General features: G+C 72.2%; 19 protein-coding genes. 17 read left to right on the top strand and 2 right to left on the bottom strand.

Features of this window, described 5'->3' with window-relative positions:
- Positions 1-65: 65 nt before the first annotated feature.
- A complete protein-coding gene (locus tag OG866_RS20480; protein ID WP_329336660.1) occupies positions 66-1,256 on the bottom strand; it encodes a pyridoxal phosphate-dependent aminotransferase in 1,191 nt (396 codons plus the stop codon).
- A 260-nt stretch (positions 1,257-1,516) separates the two neighbouring features.
- Here OG866_RS20480 and OG866_RS20475 point away from each other — a divergent pair, with 260 nt between their 5' ends.
- The 12 genes from OG866_RS20475 (at position 1,517) to kynU (ending at position 12,445) form a co-directional block, all read left to right on the top strand.
- Positions 1,517-1,708 carry a hypothetical protein gene (locus OG866_RS20475; RefSeq protein WP_329336659.1) on the top strand — a complete coding sequence of 64 codons (192 nt, stop codon included), beginning with the start codon at positions 1,517-1,519 and terminating at the stop codon, positions 1,706-1,708.
- Positions 1,709-1,712: 4 nt separating this feature from the next.
- Complete coding sequence (locus OG866_RS20470; protein WP_329336658.1) at positions 1,713-1,970, top strand: hypothetical protein; 258 nt, start codon at positions 1,713-1,715, stop codon at positions 1,968-1,970.
- 398 nt (positions 1,971-2,368) lie between these two features.
- Positions 2,369-2,887 carry a DUF2617 family protein gene (locus tag OG866_RS20465; RefSeq protein ID WP_329336657.1) on the top strand — a complete coding sequence of 173 codons (519 nt, stop codon included), beginning with the start codon at positions 2,369-2,371 and terminating at the stop codon, positions 2,885-2,887.
- Positions 2,888-2,994: 107 nt separating this feature from the next.
- On the top strand, positions 2,995-4,638 hold the full coding sequence (locus tag OG866_RS20460; protein ID WP_329336656.1) for a polyamine aminopropyltransferase: 1,644 nt from the start codon (positions 2,995-2,997) through the stop codon (positions 4,636-4,638).
- 92 nt (positions 4,639-4,730) lie between these two features.
- Positions 4,731-5,636 carry an SRPBCC domain-containing protein gene (locus OG866_RS20455; protein WP_329336655.1) on the top strand — a complete coding sequence of 302 codons (906 nt, stop codon included), beginning with the start codon at positions 4,731-4,733 and terminating at the stop codon, positions 5,634-5,636.
- A gap of 57 nt (positions 5,637-5,693) precedes the next feature.
- The gene (locus OG866_RS20450) at positions 5,694-6,482 is read left to right on the top strand and encodes an aldose epimerase family protein (RefSeq protein WP_329336654.1); all 789 of its coding nucleotides are present in this window, start codon (positions 5,694-5,696) and stop codon (positions 6,480-6,482) included.
- Positions 6,483-6,492: 10 nt separating this feature from the next.
- Entirely contained in the window at positions 6,493-7,041 is a 549-nt protein-coding gene (gene pyrE / locus OG866_RS20445) for an orotate phosphoribosyltransferase (protein ID WP_329336653.1), read from the top strand.
- A gap of 155 nt (positions 7,042-7,196) precedes the next feature.
- Positions 7,197-8,219: a class II fructose-bisphosphate aldolase gene (gene fbaA, locus OG866_RS20440; protein ID WP_329336652.1), complete on the top strand. Its 1,023-nt coding sequence runs from the start codon at positions 7,197-7,199 to the stop codon at positions 8,217-8,219.
- A 77-nt stretch (positions 8,220-8,296) separates the two neighbouring features.
- A complete protein-coding gene (locus OG866_RS20435; RefSeq protein ID WP_329336650.1) occupies positions 8,297-9,745 on the top strand; it encodes an MFS transporter in 1,449 nt (482 codons plus the stop codon).
- A gap of 108 nt (positions 9,746-9,853) precedes the next feature.
- Positions 9,854-10,267 (top strand): DUF3151 domain-containing protein, encoded by a 414-nt coding sequence (locus OG866_RS20430; protein ID WP_329336649.1) that lies wholly within the window; start codon positions 9,854-9,856, stop codon positions 10,265-10,267.
- 149 nt (positions 10,268-10,416) lie between these two features.
- Positions 10,417-11,256 carry a tryptophan 2,3-dioxygenase family protein gene (locus OG866_RS20425; RefSeq protein ID WP_329336648.1) on the top strand — a complete coding sequence of 280 codons (840 nt, stop codon included), beginning with the start codon at positions 10,417-10,419 and terminating at the stop codon, positions 11,254-11,256.
- Positions 11,249-12,445 carry a kynureninase gene (kynU, locus tag OG866_RS20420; protein WP_329336647.1) on the top strand — a complete coding sequence of 399 codons (1,197 nt, stop codon included), beginning with the start codon at positions 11,249-11,251 and terminating at the stop codon, positions 12,443-12,445. Before OG866_RS20425 ends, kynU begins: the two co-directional genes overlap by 8 nt.
- Here the strand turns inward: kynU and OG866_RS20415 are convergent.
- Positions 12,442-13,047, bottom strand: coding sequence for a TetR/AcrR family transcriptional regulator (locus tag OG866_RS20415; RefSeq protein WP_329336645.1), 606 nt, complete (start codon positions 13,045-13,047; stop codon positions 12,442-12,444). The genes kynU and OG866_RS20415 overlap by 4 nt on opposite strands.
- Positions 13,048-13,269: 222 nt before the next feature.
- Here OG866_RS20415 and OG866_RS20410 point away from each other — a divergent pair, with 222 nt between their 5' ends.
- The 5 genes from OG866_RS20410 to OG866_RS20390 all read left to right on the top strand — a co-directional run bounded on the left by OG866_RS20410 (position 13,270) and on the right by OG866_RS20390 (position 18,789).
- Complete coding sequence (locus tag OG866_RS20410; RefSeq protein ID WP_329336643.1) at positions 13,270-14,157, top strand: alpha/beta hydrolase; 888 nt, start codon at positions 13,270-13,272, stop codon at positions 14,155-14,157.
- 242 nt (positions 14,158-14,399) lie between these two features.
- Positions 14,400-15,458 carry an alpha/beta hydrolase gene (locus tag OG866_RS20405; RefSeq protein ID WP_443063548.1) on the top strand — a complete coding sequence of 353 codons (1,059 nt, stop codon included), beginning with the start codon at positions 14,400-14,402 and terminating at the stop codon, positions 15,456-15,458.
- Complete coding sequence (locus tag OG866_RS20400; protein ID WP_443063547.1) at positions 15,451-16,695, top strand: acyltransferase family protein; 1,245 nt, start codon at positions 15,451-15,453, stop codon at positions 16,693-16,695. The genes OG866_RS20405 and OG866_RS20400 overlap by 8 nt, the downstream gene beginning before the upstream one ends.
- Complete coding sequence (locus OG866_RS20395) at positions 16,688-18,109, top strand: sensor histidine kinase (protein ID WP_443063546.1); 1,422 nt, start codon at positions 16,688-16,690, stop codon at positions 18,107-18,109. Before OG866_RS20400 ends, OG866_RS20395 begins: the two co-directional genes overlap by 8 nt.
- A complete protein-coding gene (locus OG866_RS20390; protein ID WP_329336642.1) occupies positions 18,106-18,789 on the top strand; it encodes a response regulator transcription factor in 684 nt (227 codons plus the stop codon). Before OG866_RS20395 ends, OG866_RS20390 begins: the two co-directional genes overlap by 4 nt.
- Positions 18,790-18,828 lie beyond the last annotated feature (39 nt).

Here is an 18,828-nt window from a genome sequence, read left to right as displayed (position 1 = left end):
ACATTGCATAAGAACTCAGGCATAAGCGAGCATCATGCGCCCGGTGTCTGGTCGCCGGGCCCGCGTCAGCCCGCCAGCGCCTTCAGCCGCTTCGCCGCCTCCTCCAGTACCCCCGTCTGCTTGCAGAACGCGAACCGTACGAAGGGGGCGCCCGCCTCCCGGTGGTCGTAGAAGACCGCGTTGGGGATGGCGACGACACCGGCGCGTTCCGGCAGCGAGCGGCAGAAGGCGAAGCCGTCGGTCTCTCCCAGGGGGCGGATGTCGGTGGTGATGAAGTAGGTGCCGGCGGTCCGGAACACCCCGAAGCCGGCCTCCGCCAGCCCGTTCGCGAGCAGATCACGCTTGGTACGCATGTCCGCGCGGAACGCCTCGAAATAGCTGTCCGGCAGCGCGAGCGCCTCGGCGACGGCGTACTGGAAGGGGCCCGAGGCCACATACGTCAGGAACTGCTTCGCCGACCGCACCGCGCTGACCAGCGACGGCGAACCGGTCACCCAGCCGACCTTCCAGCCGGTGAAGGAGAAGGTCTTGCCGGCCGAGCCGATCGTGACCGTACGGTCGCGCATGCCGGGGAAGGTCGCGAGCGGGATGTGCTCGGCGGCGTCGAAGACCAGGTGCTCGTACACCTCGTCGGTGACGACCAGGAGGTCCCGCTCGACCGCCAGCTCGGCGATCGCGGTGAGCTCCTCGTGGGTGAGGACCGTGCCGGTGGGGTTGTGGGGTGTGTTGATCAGCAGGAGGCGGGTCTTGTCCGTCACCGCCGCGCGCAGCTCGTCGAGGTCGAGGCGGAAGCTGTCGCCGTCCGGGCGCAGGGTGACCGGGACGCGGGTGCCGCCCGCCATGGCGATGCAGGCCGCGTAGGAGTCGTAGTACGGCTCGAAGGCGATGACCTCGTCGCCGGGTTCGAGGAGGGCGAGGAGCGCGGCGGCGATCGCCTCGGTGGCGCCCGCCGTGACCAGGACCTCTGTATCGGGGTCGTACGACAGTTCGTACCGCCGTTGCTGGTGCGCGGCGATCGCGGTGCGCAGCTCGGGGACGCCGGGACCCGGCGGGTACTGGTTGCCGCGCCCGTCGCGCAGCGCCCGCACGGCCGCCTCCCGGATCTCCTCGGGGCCGTCCGTGTCGGGGAAACCCTGGCCGAGATTGATCGAGCCGGTCTGCACGGCCAGGGCCGACATCTCGGCGAAGATCGTCGTCCCGAACTCGGCGAGCCGGCGGTTGAGGTGCGGGCGTGCGGTGGAGGTCATGCCCGTCATCCTGCGCCCAAGCTCTGGATTCGCTCAACTCTGCTTTGGCTGATGAGACGCCGGGGCATCTCCCTCCCACGCAAGACCCGAGGCGCCCACGGGGGGTCGTCTCGGGGGACACGGAAGGAGGGTGACGTCATGGTTCTCGGCATCATCCTGGCAGTGGTGTTCATCGGGTTCGTGGTCCTGGTCATCGCGAGGGCCAGCAGTGGCAGCTCACACGGGGTGCGGGCGGGTCGGCGCGGCGGCAGCGGCAGTGGCAGCAGCTGGTGGGCCGACGGGGGGTCCAGCAGCAGCGGCGGCGGTTCGTCGTGCGGCTCGTCCTCGTCGTCGTCCTGTGGTTCCTCCTCGTCGTCGTGCGGGGGTGGCTCGTCGTGTGGCGGCGGGTCGTCCTGCGGGGGCGGCGGCGGTTGCGGCGGCGGCAGCTGAGCCGGGGCCTCGGGGGGACGGAAGGAGGGTGACGCCGTGATCACAGCGCTCGTCATCATCCTGGTGGCCCTGTACTGGGCCCTGATCCTGTGGTTGATCAGATGGTCCGTGCGCCGGAACCGCACGGCGGGCCGGCGGACCTACCGCTTCGGCAGCGCCGGCGGCGGTGGCGACACCAGCGGCAACAGCTGGGCGGACGGAGGGGGAGGCGGGGACAGTGGCGGCTCGTCGTGTGGCGGCGGGTCGTCCTGCGGAGGAGGCGGTGGGGGCGGATGCGGTGGCGGAGGCGGCTGACCCGAAGTGGCTGATACGGGGCTGCTGAGCTCCGTACGGCATCCGCATCGCATCCGGACGAGCCGGGCCCGCACGGGGGTGGGGCCCGGCTTTTCGCGCCCGGCGCGCGGGTGCCCCGGCGTGCGCCCTGGCGGGCCCGGCGTGCGCCGTAGTTGAACAGTTGAACTGTGGGGCCCTCTGAGGGATGGAAACGCCACGAAGTTGGGTAAAAACGCTGTGGCGGCGCCACAGTTCATGATTCCCTCTAAATCACCAACGCGGGCCCTCGGCCGTCCTCCGGACACTTCAGCTGTGACCTCCCGACCGGGCCGACCGGGCCGAATCCCCGCCGGTGTCGACCCGGGTGCGCCGGCGCCCCCCCACACCGCCCTTTCTTTGCGTGCTTGCGGAGCCGATCCATGCTCACGACCCTGAACACCTCCTACACCGACACGCGCGCGGCCGACCTCGCCTGGGCCCTGGGACGCGAGCCGCTTCCGGCGCTGGCCACGCTCGACCTGGAACTGACCGGGACAAAGCTCCAGTTGAGACTCCTCGGCGCGTCCCACCAAGTGCTCCTGGAGGAGGAGCGGGGCACCTGTTCGGAGACGGTGGCGTGCATCCCGGGCAGCAGCACACCCCTGCCCCTCGGCGTCGCCAAGCGGGTCGGCGACTGGGAGTACGAGTTCGCGGCCCGGGTGGAGGTCCTGTCCCCGGGCCAGTTCGCGGGCCGCGCCCAGGAGTTGCTGGCCCTGGTCTCCGACCATCCGCACGGCCTCGTGGGCGTCTTCCCCGGCAGCCCGCACGCGTTCACGGCCCTCCTCGCCCAGCATCACGAGGGGCAGGTCCTGTGGCGGACCTGGCACGCGTACCCGCAGGACGGCCAGTTGGTCGCCACCCGGACCCGGGTCGGGGTCAAGGTCCCCGCCGCGCTCTAGTGGTTGAGTCGCCCCGTCGGCCGCGCAAACCCCTGTCGGCGCTCCGCGCGTGAGTTCCACACGTGTGGGTGACGAAGCGTCCCGTTTCAGTGACGTACCGTCGCAACGTGATCGAACCGCACGCGCCCGCCCCACCCGGCACACCGCCGCCCTGGGCCGGTCCCGTGCGGCTTCCGGTGCGGCCGGCGGTCGGGCGGTTCCTCGTCCTCGCGGGTGTCTTCGTCTGCGCCGCCTGCGGACTGGTGTACGAACTCGAACTGGTCGCCCTCGCCTCGTACTTGATCGGCGACTCGGTCACCCAGGCCTCCGTCGTGCTGTCCGTGATGGTCTTCGCGATGGGTGTCGGCTCGCTCCTCGCCAAGCGGCTGCGGTGGCGCGCCGCGGCCGGCTTCGGCGCGATCGAGGCCGCGCTCGCCCTCGTCGGCGGGTGCAGCGCGATGGCGCTGTACGCCGTCTTCGCCTGGACCGGCGACTGGGGCGGCCTGTGGGCCCACGGACCGCGCTGCCTCCTCGTCGCGTTCTCCCTCGCGATCGGTCTCCTCATCGGCGCCGAGGTCCCCCTGCTGATGGAGCTGATCCAGCGCATCCGCCGCCAGGACGCGGGCGGCGCGGTCGCCGACCTCTTCGCGGCGGACTACGTCGGCGGCCTGGTCGGCGGCCTCGCCTTCCCGTTCCTTCTCCTCCCCCTGCTCGGCCAGCTGACCGGCGCCCTGATCACCGGCACCGTCAACGCGATCGTCGGCGGCGCCCTCGTCCTCGGCCTGTTCCGCCGCGACCTCACCCGCCGGGCCCGCTGGCTGCTGGTGATCGCCAACCTCGCCGTGCTCGGCATCCTCGCCGCGGCCGCCGTCCTCGTCGACGACTTCGAGCGCGCCGCGCGCCACGCGGTCTACGGCGACGACGTCCGGGTGGCCCTCCAGACCGACGTCCAGGAGGTCGTCCTCACCGGCGGCACCGACGGCCGCCCCCTCGACCTCTTCCTCGACGGCCGCCTCCGCGTCAGCGGCCGCGACGAACGCAGCTACCACGAGGCGCTCGTCCACCCCGCGATGAACGGCCCGCACACGCGCGTGCTCATCCTCGGCGGCGGCGACGGACTCGCGGCCCGTGAGGTGCTGCGCCACCCCGACGTACGCCGGGTCGACGTCGTCGAACTCGACGCCGGAGTGGTCCGGCTGGCCCGCACCGACCCCGCCCTCGCCGCCCTCAACGACCACGCGTACGCCGACCCGCGCCTCCATGTCACCACCGGCGACGCCTTCGGCTGGCTGCGCGGGGTGCGGCCGGCGGCGTACGACGTGGTGATCGCCGATCTGCCCGACCCGGGCATCACCGCCAGCACCAAGCTCTACTCCCAGGAGTTCTACGGCCTCGCCCACCGCGCCCTCGCCCCCGACGGACGCCTGGTGGTGCACGCCGGTCCGGTCTCCTCCCGGCCCCGCGTCTTCTGGACGGTCGAGGCGACCGTCCGCGCGGCGGGCCTGCACACCGCCCCCTACTGTGTCGGCGGCCGTGACGAGGGCTTCGCGGCCGGCCCCGACCGCACGACGGCCGCCAGCCGCGCCCCTCGCGACTGGGGCTTCGTCCTCGCCGCCGCGAACCACCACCCATCCCTGCGCCTCGACCCTCATGAGCCGCCACTGAAGACCCTGACCCAGAAGGACCTGGAAGCCGACGGAAGGGCGGCGGAGCGGATGCGGACGCGGGGGGCCGGGCCGGCGGTGTCGACGTTGGTGCATCCGCGGTACTGACGGGACCGCCGAGGAGCGGGTGTCCTCCGACGCGCGGTCACTTTCGACCAACGGGGGTGCACTCGGCGGTCCTCTGGGTAGGCTCGCGGACCATGGAGCATGAGGTGTTCGTTCCGGTTCCGGCCGAGCGGCTCAGGGAGGCGCTGGCCGATCCCCTACGGGTCGCCCGGGCCGTTCCCGGGCTCCAACAGGACGCCGGCGCCGAGCCCGTCACCGGGCGGCTGAAAGTACGCGTCGGGGGTCACACCATCACCTATCGGGGGTCCGCCCGGATCTCCGTACGGGACGACGGGACGTACGGCCTCGAAGGCGACGCGGTCGAGGCGCGTGGCACCGGTGCGGTGAAGCTCGCGCTGGTGCTGCGGCTCGCCGGCGCCGAGAAGGGCTCGACCCTCACCTTCACGGGGACCGCCTCGGCGGACGGGCGGATCGCGGAGCTGCCGGGGGACGCGGTGACCTCGGCTGTGGGGCGGTTGCTGAACCGTTTCGCGGAGAACCTGGGGAACGCGGCACAGGGACGGGCGCCCGAGGCCGCCGCTGAGGTCCCTGAAGTCGCTGAGGCGACTGAAGTGCCCGAGGCTCCCGTGGCGCCCGAATCACCGGAAGCCCCCGAGCGTCCCGAAGCCCCCGAGCGTCCCGAAGCCCCCGAGGCGTCGGAAGCCTCGGAAGTGCCGGAAACCTCGGAAGCGGCGGAAACCTCGGAAGAGCCTGAGCCCCCCGCCCCCTCCGAAGTTCCCACCCCCTCCGAAGTCCCCACCCCCGACCAGGACTTCACCGCCCCCCGCGACCTCCCCGCCGAAGCCGCGCACGCCCGGCGGACGATGATCGGGCGGAGTGCGGAGGAGGTCGATCACGCGCCGCCGCGTGGCCGGTACGCGCCCGTCCCCGCGCCGCAGACCATCGCCCCGAACCCGGCGCTGCGATGGGCCGCGCCCGCCGCGGCGGTGGTGCTGGCGTCGGCGATCGTGGTGGGGCGGGTGCTGCGCAAGCGGCGCTGACGGGCCGCCGGGGTGGTGGCGCGATCGCCCTCTTGATCGCCCCAGTAGGGTCGTCCCGTGAGTAACGAACCCATCACGCTGACCGCGGGTGACGCGGAGGTGACCGTACTGCCGGACAACGGCGGACGGATCGGCGGGCTGCGCGTCGACGGGGTCGAACTGCTGCGGCAGGGCGACCGATTCGGCTGCTTCCCGATGGTGCCCTGGTGCGGGCGGATCAGGGACGGACAGTTCCGCAACGGTGCCACCCTGCACCAGCTGCCGCTGAACTCCCCGCCGCACGCCATCCACGGCACCACCCGCGACGGCGCCTGGCGCGTCGCGCGCACCTCGGCCGACGAGGCCGTCATCACGTACGACCTGGTCGAGCCGTGGCCCTATTCCGGCCGCGTCACCCAGGCCGTCGCCCTGACGCCCGACTCCGTCACGCTGACCATGTCCGTGGAGACGTACGACACCTCCTTCCCGGCCCAGATCGGCTGGCACCCGTGGTTCCACCGCAGCCTCGGCGGCGAGGACGTGCGGGTGGCCTTCGAGGCCGGATGGCAGGAGGAGCGCGGGGACGACCATCTGCCCACCGGGCGGCGCGTCGATCCGCGGCCCGGGCCCTGGGACGACTGCTTCGGCATGCCCGGCGGTGTCGATGTGACACTGACCTGGCCGGGGCAGCTGGAGCTGAAGGTCGCCTCCCGCGAGGAGTGGGTCGTGGTCTACGACGAGCAGGCCGAGGCCGTGTGCGTGGAGCCGCAGACCGGGCCGCCCAACGGGCTGAACACCCTCCCTCGCCTGGTCACGCCCCTGGAGCCGCTGGAAGCCTCGACCGTCTGGAGCTGGCGGCGCCTCTAAGCTGGGCGGCATGACGGACGTACGCGGCGCGCTGCTGCAACAGATCAAGGACAAGGCCGTGGTGCACGGCAAGGTGACCCTGTCGTCGGGTCTGGAGGCGGACTACTACGTCGACCTGCGACGCGTCACCCTGGACGGGGAGGCGGCCCCGCTGGTCGGGCAGGTGCTGCTCGACCTGACCGCCGACCTGGAGTTCGACGCGGTCGGCGGGCTGACGATGGGCGCCGACCCGGTCGCCGCCGCGATGCTGCACGCCGCCGCCGCGCGGGGGCAGCGGCTCGACGCCTTCGTCGTCCGCAAGGCCGCCAAGGCGCACGGTATGCAGCGGCGCGTCGAGGGCCCGGACATCGCGGGCCGACGCGTCATCGTCGTGGAGGACACCTCCACCACCGGCGGGTCTCCGCTGACCGCCGTGGAGGCCGTGCGGGAGGCGGGGGCCGAGGTCGTCGCCGTCGCCACGATCGTCGACCGGGCCACCGGCGCCGCCGAGAAGATCGAACAGGGTGCCGGGGTGCCGTACCGCTTCGCCTTCTCCAAGGACGAGTTGGGCCTGGACTGAAGAGGCCTGACAACCAGGGCTTCCAGCCGCTCGGAGCATCCCGGTTCGTCTGGAAAGATGGGGCCCGACGACGACGTCGCAACCCCCACACCAAGGTCTAGGTCAGGGCCGTAAGCACGTAGTACGCCAACCCGCACACTCCAAGGAGCGGACAGATGCCCATCGCAACCCCCGAGGTCTACAACGAGATGCTCGACCGGGCGAAGGCAGGCAAGTTCGCCTACCCGGCCATCAACGTCACCTCGACGCAGACCCTGCACGCGGCACTGCGCGGCTTCGCCGAGGCCGAGAGTGACGGCATCATCCAGATCTCGACCGGTGGCGCCGAGTTCCTGGGCGGTCAGCACAACAAGGACATGGTCACCGGCGCCGTCGCCCTGGCCGAGTTCGCGCACATCGTCGCCAAGAAGTACGACATCACCGTCGCGCTGCACACGGACCACTGCCCCAAGGACAAGCTCGACGGGTACGTACGTCCTCTGATCGCGGTCTCCGAGGAGCGCGTCGCCCGCGGCGAGAACCCGCTCTTCCAGTCGCACATGTGGGACGGCTCGGCCGAGACCCTCGCCGACAACCTGGCGATCGCGCAGGAGCTGCTGGCCCGCGCCGCCGCCGCGAAGATCATCCTTGAGGTCGAGATCACCCCGACCGGCGGCGAGGAGGACGGTGTCTCGCACGAGATCAACGACTCCCTCTACACCACGGTTGACGACGCCATCCGCACGGCCGAGGCCCTCGGCCTCGGTGAGAAGGGCCGCTACCTGCTGGCCGCGTCCTTCGGCAACGTGCACGGCGTCTACAAGCCGGGCAACGTCGTCCTCCGCCCCGAGCTGCTGAAGGACCTCAACGAGGGTGTCGGTGCCAAGTACGGCAAGACCTCCCCGTTCGACTTCGTCTTCCACGGCGGCTCCGGCTCCACCGCCGAGGAGATCGCGACCGCGCTGGACAACGGCGTCGTCAAGATGAACATCGACACCGACACCCAGTACGCGTTCACGCGTCCGGTGGCGGCCCACATGTTCCAGAACTACGACGGCGTCCTGAAGATCGACGGCGAGGTCGGCAACAAGAAGACCTACGACCCGCGCACCTGGGGCAAGCTCGCCGAGGGCAGCATGGCCGCGCGCGTGACGCAGGCCTGTGCCGACCTGCGTTCGACGGGTACGAAGATCAAGTAACCCCCGTAGTACCTGGTGGGCCCGGTGCTTCGGCGCCGGGCTCACTGTTTGGCCGGGGCGGGCTGTTTACTGGGGTCATGCCCGATGTCCGGCTGGCCTCACCGCAGGGCAAGTGGATCCTGCTCACCACCGTGCTCGGCTCCAGCATGGCGATGCTGGACTCGACCGTCGTCAACGTGGCGCTTCCCCGGATCGGCCGGGATCTCGACGCCGACCTCGCCGCGCTCCAGTGGACGATCAACGCGTACATGCTGACGCTGGCCGGGCTGATCCTGCTCGGCGGCTCGCTGGGGGACCGGTACGGGCGGCGGAAGATCTTCGTCGTAGGTGTGGTGTGGTTCGCCGCGGCCTCCCTGCTGTGCGGGCTCGCCCCGAACGCCGGCGTGCTCATCGGGGCGCGGGCGCTGCAAGGCGTGGGCGGCGCGCTCCTCACGCCCGGGTCCCTGGCCCTCATCCAGGCCTCCTTCCACCCCGACGACCGGGGGCGGGCGGTCGGCCTGTGGTCCGGCTTCGGCGGCATCGGGGCGGCCGTGGGGCCGTTCCTGGGCGGCTGGCTGGTGGACGGGCCCGGCTGGCGCTGGGTGTTCCTGCTGAACGTCCCGGTCGCGCTGCTGTGCGCCCCGATCGCCGTACGGCACGTCCCCGAGTCCGGCGACGGCCGCAAGCACACCGGCTTCGACGTCCTGGGCGCCCTGCTGGGCGCGCTCGCGCTGGCGCTGGTGACGTACGCGCTGATCGAGGAGGACTGGATCACGGCGGTGCTCGGCGTGCTCGCCGGAGTCGCCTTCGTGTACGTCGAGAAGCGGCGTCCCGACCCGATGATGCCGCTCGGGATCTTCGCGTCGAGACAGTTCACCGCCGTCAACCTGGTCACCCTCTGCGTCTACGCGGCCTTCGGCGGCTTCTTCTTCCTGGCCGCGCTCCAGCTCCAGGTCGTCGCCGGTTACTCGGCCCTCGGCGCCGGTACGGCCCTGCTGCCGACGACCGCGTTGATGCTGCTGTTCTCCGCCCGGTCCGGCGAGCTGGCGGCCCGCATCGGCCCGCGCATCCCGCTCACGGTCGGGCCCCTGCTGTGCGCGCTCGGGATGCTGCTGATGCTGAGGGTCGGGCCGGACGCGAACTACTTCGCCGACGTCCTGCCCGCCCTGCTGGTACTCGGCCTCGGCATGGTCACCCTGGTCGCCCCGCTCACCGCGACCGTCCTCGCCTCCGTGGACGTGGCCCGGGCGGGCCTGGCCAGCGGCATCAACAACGCGGCGGCCCGCGCGGCCGGCCTCATCGCGGTCGCCGCGCTCCCGCTGATCGCCGGGATGGGCGAGGAGGCGTACCGCACACCGGCCGCCTTCGACGACGCGTTCGGGCGGGCGATGGTGGTCTGCGCGGGGGTGCTGATCGTGGGAGCGGCGGTCGCCTTCACGACGGTGCGGGCACTGCCGCCGGATTGCAGAAGGCCGGAGTGCATCACACACGGTTCGATCACCGCGCCTCCCTTGGAAGGCGAGCGGTCCAAGGGGCGGCTGGGCTGAGGGCTTTTGGCTTTCAGGGGCGCGGGGCTGCGTCGATATGCGGCTCCGCCGCGTGAGCGCGACCAGCCACAATGCGCCCGCAGACAACCGGCGAGAGAGACTGTCCTCATGTCGATTCACGAGAACCTCCTCGGGGGCCCGCCCCCGACCCACCTCCCCGACGACCCGGAGCCCCGCGAGCTCCTGGCCAACGGCACGGCCCCCGCGGACGTCGCCGCGAAGTACCCCACCTCCTCGCTGGCCTGGGCCCAGCTGGCCGACGAGGCCTTCGAGCGGGGCAGCGTCGTGGAGTCGTACGCCTACGCCCGTACGGGCTACCACCGCGGCCTGGACGCGCTGCGCCGCAGCGGCTGGAAGGGCCACGGCCCGGTCCCCTGGGAGCACGAGCCCAACCGCGGCTTCCTGCGCGCCCTGCACGCCCTCGCCCGCGCCGCCGGGTCGATCGGTGAGCAGGAGGAGTACGAGCGCTGCTCGCAGTTCCTGAAGGACTCCTCGCCGACGGCGGCACAGACGCTGGGCTAGGCCTTCTGTCCGGTGCGGGCCCGGCTGTGATCCAGTCGGGCCTTGCGCACCTCGGGGGTGACGGCTGAGGATTCGGGTGGGGACCGGGGCCCCCGTGTCGGTAACGGCAGGGGCGGACCGCTACCCGGAGTACACAACAGGAGACAGCGATGTCCCACGAGGCTCACGAAACGCAGGAGCCCGAGACCCCGCATCTCGACTTCGAAGGCACGACGCCGTACGAGGACTACGTCAAGGCGGACGTGCTCACCCACCTCCAGCACACCCTCTCCGACGATCCCGGAGAGATGGTCTTCCTGGTCACGACCCAGGTGATGGAGCTGTGGTTCACGGTCATCGTCCATGAGTGGGAGACCGCGGCCCGGGCGCTGCGCTCCGACGACGTGCCCGTCGCGGTCGACGCGCTGAAGCGTTCCGTACGGGAACTGGAGGCGCTGAACGCCTCCTGGCGGCCGCTCGGCCAGCTCACCCCGGCCCAGTTCAACTCGTACCGGGCCGCTCTGGGCGAGGGATCCGGCTTCCAGTCGGCGATGTACCGGCGGATGGAGTTCCTGCTCGGCGAGAAGTCGGCGTCCATGCTCGTGCCGCACCGGGGCGCCCCGCGCGTGCACGCCGAGCTGGAGAAGGCGCTGCACGAGCCGAGCCTGTACGACGAGGTGCTGCGGCTGCTGGCGCGCCGCGGGCACGCGATCCCGGCCGCCGTGCTGGAGCGTGACGTGTCGCTGCGGTACGAGCCGTCGGCGGAGGTGGAGGCCGTCTGGACCGCCCTCTACTCCGGGGACGGCAGCGCTGAACTCGCCCGGTTGGGCGAGGCGTTGACGGACGTCGCCGAGCTGGTGTGGCGCTGGCGCAACGACCATCTGGTGGCCACCCGGCGTGCGATGGGCGCCAAGGCGGGCACGGGCGGCTCCGCCGGGGTGGCGTGGCTGGAGAAGCGGGCGCAGAAGAACGTGTTCCCCGAGCTGTGGACGGCGCGGTCGCATGTCTGAGTTCGCGACGAGGGCCGGGAAACTGGACGCCGGTGACGAACTGGCGGGTGTGCGCGGGAAGTTCGTGCTCGACGAGGTCGTCTACCTGGACGGCAACTCGCTCGGCGCGCTCCCGGCCGCCGTCCCGGGGCGCGTGGAGGATGTCGTACGACGCCAGTGGGGCGAGCTGCGGATCCGGTCCTGGGACGAGAGCGGCTGGTGGACGGCGCCCGAGCGGATCGGCGACCGGATCGCTCCGCTGGTGGGCGCGGCGGCCGGGCAGATCGTGGTCGGCGACTCGACAAGTGTCAATGTCTTCAAGGCAGTTGTGGGCGCGGTACGAATGACCGGCGGGCCTTCCGCGGGCCGGGACGAGATCGTCGTCGACGCGACGACCTTCCCCACGGACGGGTACATCGCCGAGTCGGCGGCGCGGATGACCGGGTGCACGCTGATCCCGGTGACACCGGCGGAGGTGCCCGGAGTACTGGGCGACCGCACGGCGGCCGTGCTGCTGAACCACGTCGACTACCGCACGGGCCGGCTGCACGATCTGCCGTCGCTGACCGCCGCCGTGCACGCGGCGGGCGCGGTGGCGGTCTGGGACCTGTGCCACAGCGCGGGCGCGCTGCCGGTCGGGCTGGACGAGCACGGGGTCGACCTGGCGGTCGGCTGCACCTACAAGTACCTGAACGGCGGCCCGGGTTCACCGGCGTACCTGTATGTGCGGTCCGGCCTTCAGGACCGTTTCGACTCCCCGCTGCCCGGCTGGAACTCGCACGCGGAGCCCTTCGGCATGCGGCCCGCGTACGCACCGGCGGCGGGTGCCGTGCGCGGTCGCGTCGGTACGCCGGACATCCTGTCGATGCTGGCCCTGGAGGCGGCACTTGAGGTCTGGGACGGTGTCTCCATCGAGGCGGTACGGGCCAAGTCCCTTGCCCTGACCGACTTCTTCCTGGAGTGCGTGGCCGCGTACGTGCCCGCGGGACGCGTGGAGTCGGTGACGCCGGTGGCCCACGCGGAGCGCGGCAGCCAGGTCGCGTTGCGGTGCGACGACGCCGGGGAGGTCATGAAGGAGCTGATCGCGCGGGGCGTGGTCGGCGACTTCCGGCACCCGGACGTGCTGCGGTTCGGATTCACGCCGTTGTACGTCGGGTTCGCGGATGTGGAGCGGGCTGCTCGGGTGTTGGGGGCGGTGCTGGGGGGTTAGCCCTGTGTGTAGGCCCCGGCTGTCGCGGCCGCGTGGGCGGCCTGTGCCGCACGGTCCGCGGCGGCGGGGGTCGGGGGCGTTCCGGTGGTGAGCAGGGCGTAGTAGAGCGGTGCCGACACGGCTCGTACGACCTCCTCGGCGTCCGTCCCCCGTGGCAACTCCCCGCGTTCGACGCCCTGTTGGACGCAGGGGGCCCACTCGGCGACCCGGATGTCGTAGAACCGTCGCAGGGCGTCCGCCGTGCGTTCGTCGCAGGTGGCCGCGGCGATCACCGCGCGGAACAGGGCGCCTTGGCGGGGATCGGCGAGGGTGCGCTGCACGAGGCGGGCGTTGGCGCGGAGGTCGCCCAGCACGGTGCCGGTCTCCTCGCGCGGCAGCGACTGCTCGGCCATGTCGGCGAGGAGGTCGGCGACCAGACCGGTCACCGAGCCCCAGCGCCGGTAGACGGTGGTCTTGCCGACCTCGGCGCGGCGGGCCACGTCGGCCAGGTCGAGATGCGCGAAACCGTGCTCGGCGAGGACGTCACCGGCCGCCTGGAGCACGGCCGCGCGGACACGGGCGGTACGCCCTCCGGGACGTACGGTGCCGGGTTCGGCGGACATATCGGCCTCCATGGGGACGGTTGTGGGGGACTGTCGTACGAGACGGGCTTCGACGCGGGCTCCGACGGGCCCAGCGTAACGAAACAGCAGAACCGTTTAACCCTCACCGAGCGTGACATCCCTGTGTCCGCGCACGTCACGGGCCTGATACCGTCCCCGCCAGCAGTCGAAGTTTCTCGCGAATTCTCATCCAATTGCGTTTCAACGCTGAGAGGTTGGAGCATGCCCGACGACTCCGCAGCAGCCCGGGCCGCCGCCGAGGAGGAGTCGGCGTTCTCCCACCCGCCCGTCGACCCCGACGTCAGTTCCGCGTACGGCGACCACCCCGACCAGGTGATCGACTTCTACGCTCCGAAGGGTGAGATCCCGGCGGGTGCTCTCACTCCGCTGGTGGTCGTCCTGCACGGGGGTGCGTGGCGGGCGCCGTACGACCGACGGCACATCACGCCGTTCGCGGACTTTCTGGCGCGGCGGGGCTTCGCCGTGGCCAACGTGGAGTACCGGCGGGGGGCGCTGCTGCCGGGGCAGGACGCGTCCGGCGGGCCGGTCGCCGGGCGTTGGCCGGACACCTTCGACGACGTGGCGGCGGCGATGGACGCGTTGCCGGCGCTGGTACGAGCGGCTCTTCCGCAGGCCGACCCGCGCCGCACGGTGGTCACCGGGCACTCGGCGGGCGGGCACCTGGCGCTGTGGGCCGCGGCCCGGCACATGCTGCCGGCTGATTCCGGCTGGCGCGTGGACCGGCCCCCACCACTGCGGGGTGTGGTGGCGCTGGCCCCCATCGCCGACTTCGCGGTGGCGGAGAAGCTGGGGGTGTGCGGGGGCGCGGCACTGCAACTCCTGGGCGGCGAGGAGCACTTCGCGTCCCGGCAGTCGTACGCCGACCCTGCGTTGCTGCTGCCGACGGGGATCGCGACGACGCTGGTGCAGGGGCGTACGGACGACGTGGTGCCGCAGGCGGTCGCCGACGCGTACGCGGACGCGGCGGCGAAGGCGGGGGAGGTGGTGGGGGTGACGTTGCTGGAGGACGTGGGCCATTTCCCGCTGATCGATCCGGCGGCGGACGCGTGTGCGGTGGTGGTGGAGGAGCTTGCGCAGTTGGCTTGGTGAGGGGCGGTTGGGGTGTGGTGACGGCAGCGGTTGGGGGGCGTGGTGCGGGGCGGTTGAGGGTGTGGTGAGGGGCTTTGAGGGCGGGCCCCTTTCATACCCGTAATACCTGAGAGCTACGGCGGATGTGAGCTCCCCGGCGGGACGCGGACGAGGCGTCCGGATCCGTAATTTCCCACTCAGACAGGCCCGATGGACGGGCGGACTGGGAGGGGGAGACGGACATGGGGTTTTCGATCCACCGTATGTCAGCGCAGCCTGCGGGCAGTCGTGCCGCTGGGGCGGCACGGGTGGGCGCAGGCGGCACCCCGCCAGCGCGGGCAAGCGAAACGCCCCAGCCCGAACCCCCACCCCGCCGCACCCACACATGGCGCCGAGCCACCCTCGCCACCCTCATCACCACCGCGGTAGTACTCCCCCTCTCCGCCGCAGCCCGCCCGGAGATACCGGCTCCGGCCCCAGCCACGCTGCCCCACCTGACTGCGGCCACCCTGGACAAGGCCTACGCGGCGAACAGAGAAAACGCCGCCGAAGCCTCCCGCATGGCAGCCGCCCACGGCGACACACACCGAGCCACGGCCGACCGGGCCCTGGCCACCCCCACCCGCGACCTCCTCCACTTCGACGGCCGAGGCGAAGGCCAAGCCACCGAGGTCTTCGGCGACTTGGCGCACGCCGACCACATCGCCGTCCTGGTCCCCGGCTCCGACACCTCCCTCGACACCTACGCCCGCTTCCGCGCCGACGCGACCGCCCTCCGACGCGAGCTGAACCACACAGAGCCCCGCACAGCGGTCATCGCCTGGCTCGGCTACAAGACGCCGGACACCATCAGTACGACGGTCACCACCACCGGCAGGGCGGACCAAGCTGCCCCGCACCTACGGCAGTTCATACGCCAACTCCGAGGCATCGTCGGCCCGACCCCGACCGTCTCCCTCCTCTGCCACTCCTACGGCTCGGTCGTCTGCGCCCGCGCCGCATCCCACCTGGACGCGACCGACCTCGTGCTGCTCGGCAGCCCCGGCACCGGCGAGGACACCGCCACGGCCCTGCACACCCGCGCCCGCGTCTGGGCCGGCCGCGGCACCGACGACTGGGTGGCGGAGGTACCGCACATCAAGACGGACCTGTTCGGTACGACCGTCGGCTTCGGCACCGACCCCATGTCCCCGTCCTTCGGCGCGAGCCGCTTCGCGGCGGGCGACGGCGGCCACAGCGGCTACTTCGACCCCGGCTCGGTCTCCCTGACGAACCTGGCCCGGATCGTCCTGGGCAGGACCTCGGAGGTCACCCATGCGTGAACCGACCCCGCATCCGACCCCGCATCCGACCTCGCATTCGGCCCCGCGTTCAGCCCGAGAGCGCATACGTGAGGGCGCCGCCCGCCTGGACGCGGCGACGCCCGCCGACCGGGACAGGGCCGTGGACGCCCTGCGGGCCTTCGCCACCCTCGGCGTGGTCCTCGGCCACTGGCTGGTGACCGCCCTCGTGGCGGACGGCGGTGCTCTGCACACCGCGAGCCCGTTGCAGCACATGCCGTGGCTGGCCCCGATCTCCTGGGCGTTCCAGACCCTCGCCGTGTTCTTCCTGGTGGGCGGTCATGTGGCGACGCGGAGCTACACCTCCGCGCGGGCCCGCGGGACGACGTACGGCGCATGGCTGGCCGCGCGCCTGTCCCGGCTGTTCAAACCGGTCGCGGCCGTCCTCACCCTGTGGACGGTGGCGGCGGCCGGACTGCTCCTGACGGGCGCGGAGTTCGGCACGGTCCGCACGCTGGTCAAGCTGGCGTTGTCGCCCATGTGGTTCCTCATGGTGTTCGCCGCGCTGACGGCGGCCACCCCGCTGCTGACCCGCCTGAGCCCGCTGTGGCCGCTCGCCGTCGTCCTCCATGTCGACCTGATCCGCTTCGGCCTCGGCGGCCCGGACTGGCTCGGCTGGGTCAACGTGGCCGCGGGCTGGCTCGTGCCGTACACGCTGGGCTCGGCTTGGACGCGCGGTGAGCTGGAGCGTCGGCGGGCGGGCTGGATCCTGCTGACGGGCGGTGCGGTGGCGACGGCGGCACTCGTCGCGTGGGCCGGCTATCCGGCGTCGATGGTCGGCGTCCCCGGCGCCGCGGTGTCCAACCTGAACCCGCCGACGCTGGCCGCGGTCACCTTCGGCCTGGCCCAGTGCGGTCTGGCGCTGCTGCTGCGCGACCGGCTGCGCGGGGCGATGCGCCGCCCTCTGGTCTGGGCGGCGGTCGCCCTGGTGAACCTCTCCGCGATGACAGTCTTCCTCTGGCATCAGACGGCACTGATGGCGACCACGGCCATGGGCCTCCTCGCCGGCCACCTCCCGGGCCTGCACACCGTCCCCGACGGCCTCGGCTGGGTGGCGGCCCGCCTGGCCTGGCTACCGGTGTTCGCCCTGGCCCTCGCCGTCTGCTGGACGGCGTTCCGCTGCTACGAGCAGGGCGGTCGCCGGGACGTGGCCTCACGGGTCGTCCTGAGGCATCGGCCGGCCGAAAGGACGAGGTCCGGGGAGGTGGAGCGTGTCTAGGGTGGGGCGCGTGACGGAAACGGGGATCCAGCACATGGCCAGAGGCTGGGCGCTGCGCTGGCTGCGCGCACTGCGCGACGACCTGTGGACGGTCCGCGTGGATCCGCTGCCGCCGTCGGTCTGGATGCGCTGGCTGCCGCACGGGCTGCTGTGCCTGGCCGCGTTCGGCGTCACGCTCGGCGCCGTCGCCCAGCTCGGGGACCAAGGATCGCTGCGGTCCTCCTGGGCGTTCCTCATCGGGCTCGCCCAGGGCGGCGCGGTGGTGCTGGCGATGTGGCGGCCGGTCGCGGGGTGGTGGCTGTCCATGGTGGCCACCGTGGTGGGAGCCCTGGCCGTGCACGGCAAGCTCGGCGGGCCGGCGGGGGGCTTCACCTGGCCCTGGACGGCGGCCGGGATCATCGCCCACCTGCTCGTGCTCCTGCTGCTCTCCCTGCGCGTCCGCACCCGGGCCGCCGTGGAGGCGCTGGCGCTGACCGCGCTCGTCACCTACGTCCTGCAAGGGCTGTGGGGCGGCCCGGACTACACGCCCACCGGTGTGATCGCGGTCGTCCTCTCCGGGATCGTCGTGCTCCTCGGCGCGGCCCTGCGCGGCCGTCGCGAGGCCAAGGCACAGCTCGTCGAGCAGACCTCCCTCACCGCCGAGGAGCGGGCCAGGCGCACGCTGTTGGAGGAGCGCAGCCGTATCGCCCGCGAGCTGCACGACGTGGTGGCCCACCACATGTCCGTGATCTCCATACAGGCCCAGGTCGCCCCGCACTTGGTGGAGAACCCGTCCGACGAGCTCAAGGAGAACCTGGAGGGCATCCGGGAGAACGCGCTGGAGGCGTTGACCGAACTGCGCCGCGTGCTCGGGGTGTTGCGTTCGGAACACGCCGACACCGCGGACCCGGCCGACGGCCCTGGCGGCGGCACCGGCACCGGTACCGGCGCCGCCCCGCACACTCCGCAGCCCACTCTCGACCGGCTCGACGCACTGGTGGAGAACACCCGGGCGGCCGGACTGACCGTCCGGGTCGATGTGGCGGGCGAGCGGCTGCCGCGGCCACCGGGCGTGGAGTTGTCGGCGTACCGGATCGTGCAGGAGGCGCTGAGCAATGTCCTGCGCCACGCGCCCGGCGCGACGGCCACGGTCCGGCTCGTCCACCACCGGCACGGCGTGGACGTGCGGGTCACCAACTCGCCGCCCACCCGCCCGGCCCCGCTCTCCCACGGCGCCGGGCACGGTCTGCTCGGCATGCGGGAGCGGGCGGCGATGCTCGGCGGCACCCTGCGCGCCGGACCGGCGCCCGACGGCGGCTTCGAGGTGGCCGCGTACCTGCCGACGTCACCTCCGTGGGCCGGGGCCCCCGCCTCCTCGGGCTCCGCTTCCACTCCCTCCGACACCGCCCCCGACTCCAAGGACGGCTCCGTATGACGAGCAGCCCCAGCGGCCCCATCCGTGTACTGATCGCCGACGACCAGCAGATGGTCCGGCAGGGCTTCACCGTGCTGCTCAACACCCAGCCGGACATCGACGTGGTGGGGCAGGCGGTCGACGGTCTGGACGCGGTGGCGAGGGTCGCCGAGCTGGCCCCGGACGTCGTGCTGATGGACATCCGGATGCCGGAGCTCGGCGGGATCGAGGCCACCCGCCGTATCACCGAGGCGACACCGCAGATCAGAGTGCTGGTGCTGACGACCTTCGATCTCGACGAGTACGTGTACGAGGCGCTGCGTGCGGGCGCCTCGGGCTTTCTGCTGAAGGACGCCTCCGCCGACCAGCTCGCCGAGGCGGTGCGGGTGGTGGCGGCCGGCGACGCGCTGCTCGCGCCCGGCATCACCCGGCGCCTGATCACCGAGTTCTCCCGCCTCGACAACCGCCCCCGGGCCCCGCTGAAGGAACGGGTCGGTGATCTGACCGAGCGGGAGACGGAGGTGCTCTCGCTGATCGCGCAGGGTCTGTCGAACGCGGAGATCGCGCAGCGGCTGGTGGTGGCCGAGCAGACGGTGAAGACGCATGTGGGCCGCATCCTGGTGAAACTGGGGCTGCGGGACCGCACGCAGGCGGCGGTGTTCGCCTACGAGTCGGGGCTGGTGCGGCCGTCCGGCTATTGAACCGGGTGGGCCGTCGAGGGCGGTGGCCCCGTGGCCCGG

The sequence above is a fragment of the Streptomyces sp. NBC_00663 genome (assembly GCF_036226885.1).
Classification (GTDB): Bacteria; Actinomycetota; Actinomycetes; order Streptomycetales; family Streptomycetaceae; genus Streptomyces.
This window is presented reverse-complemented; position numbering and strand designations above follow the sequence as displayed.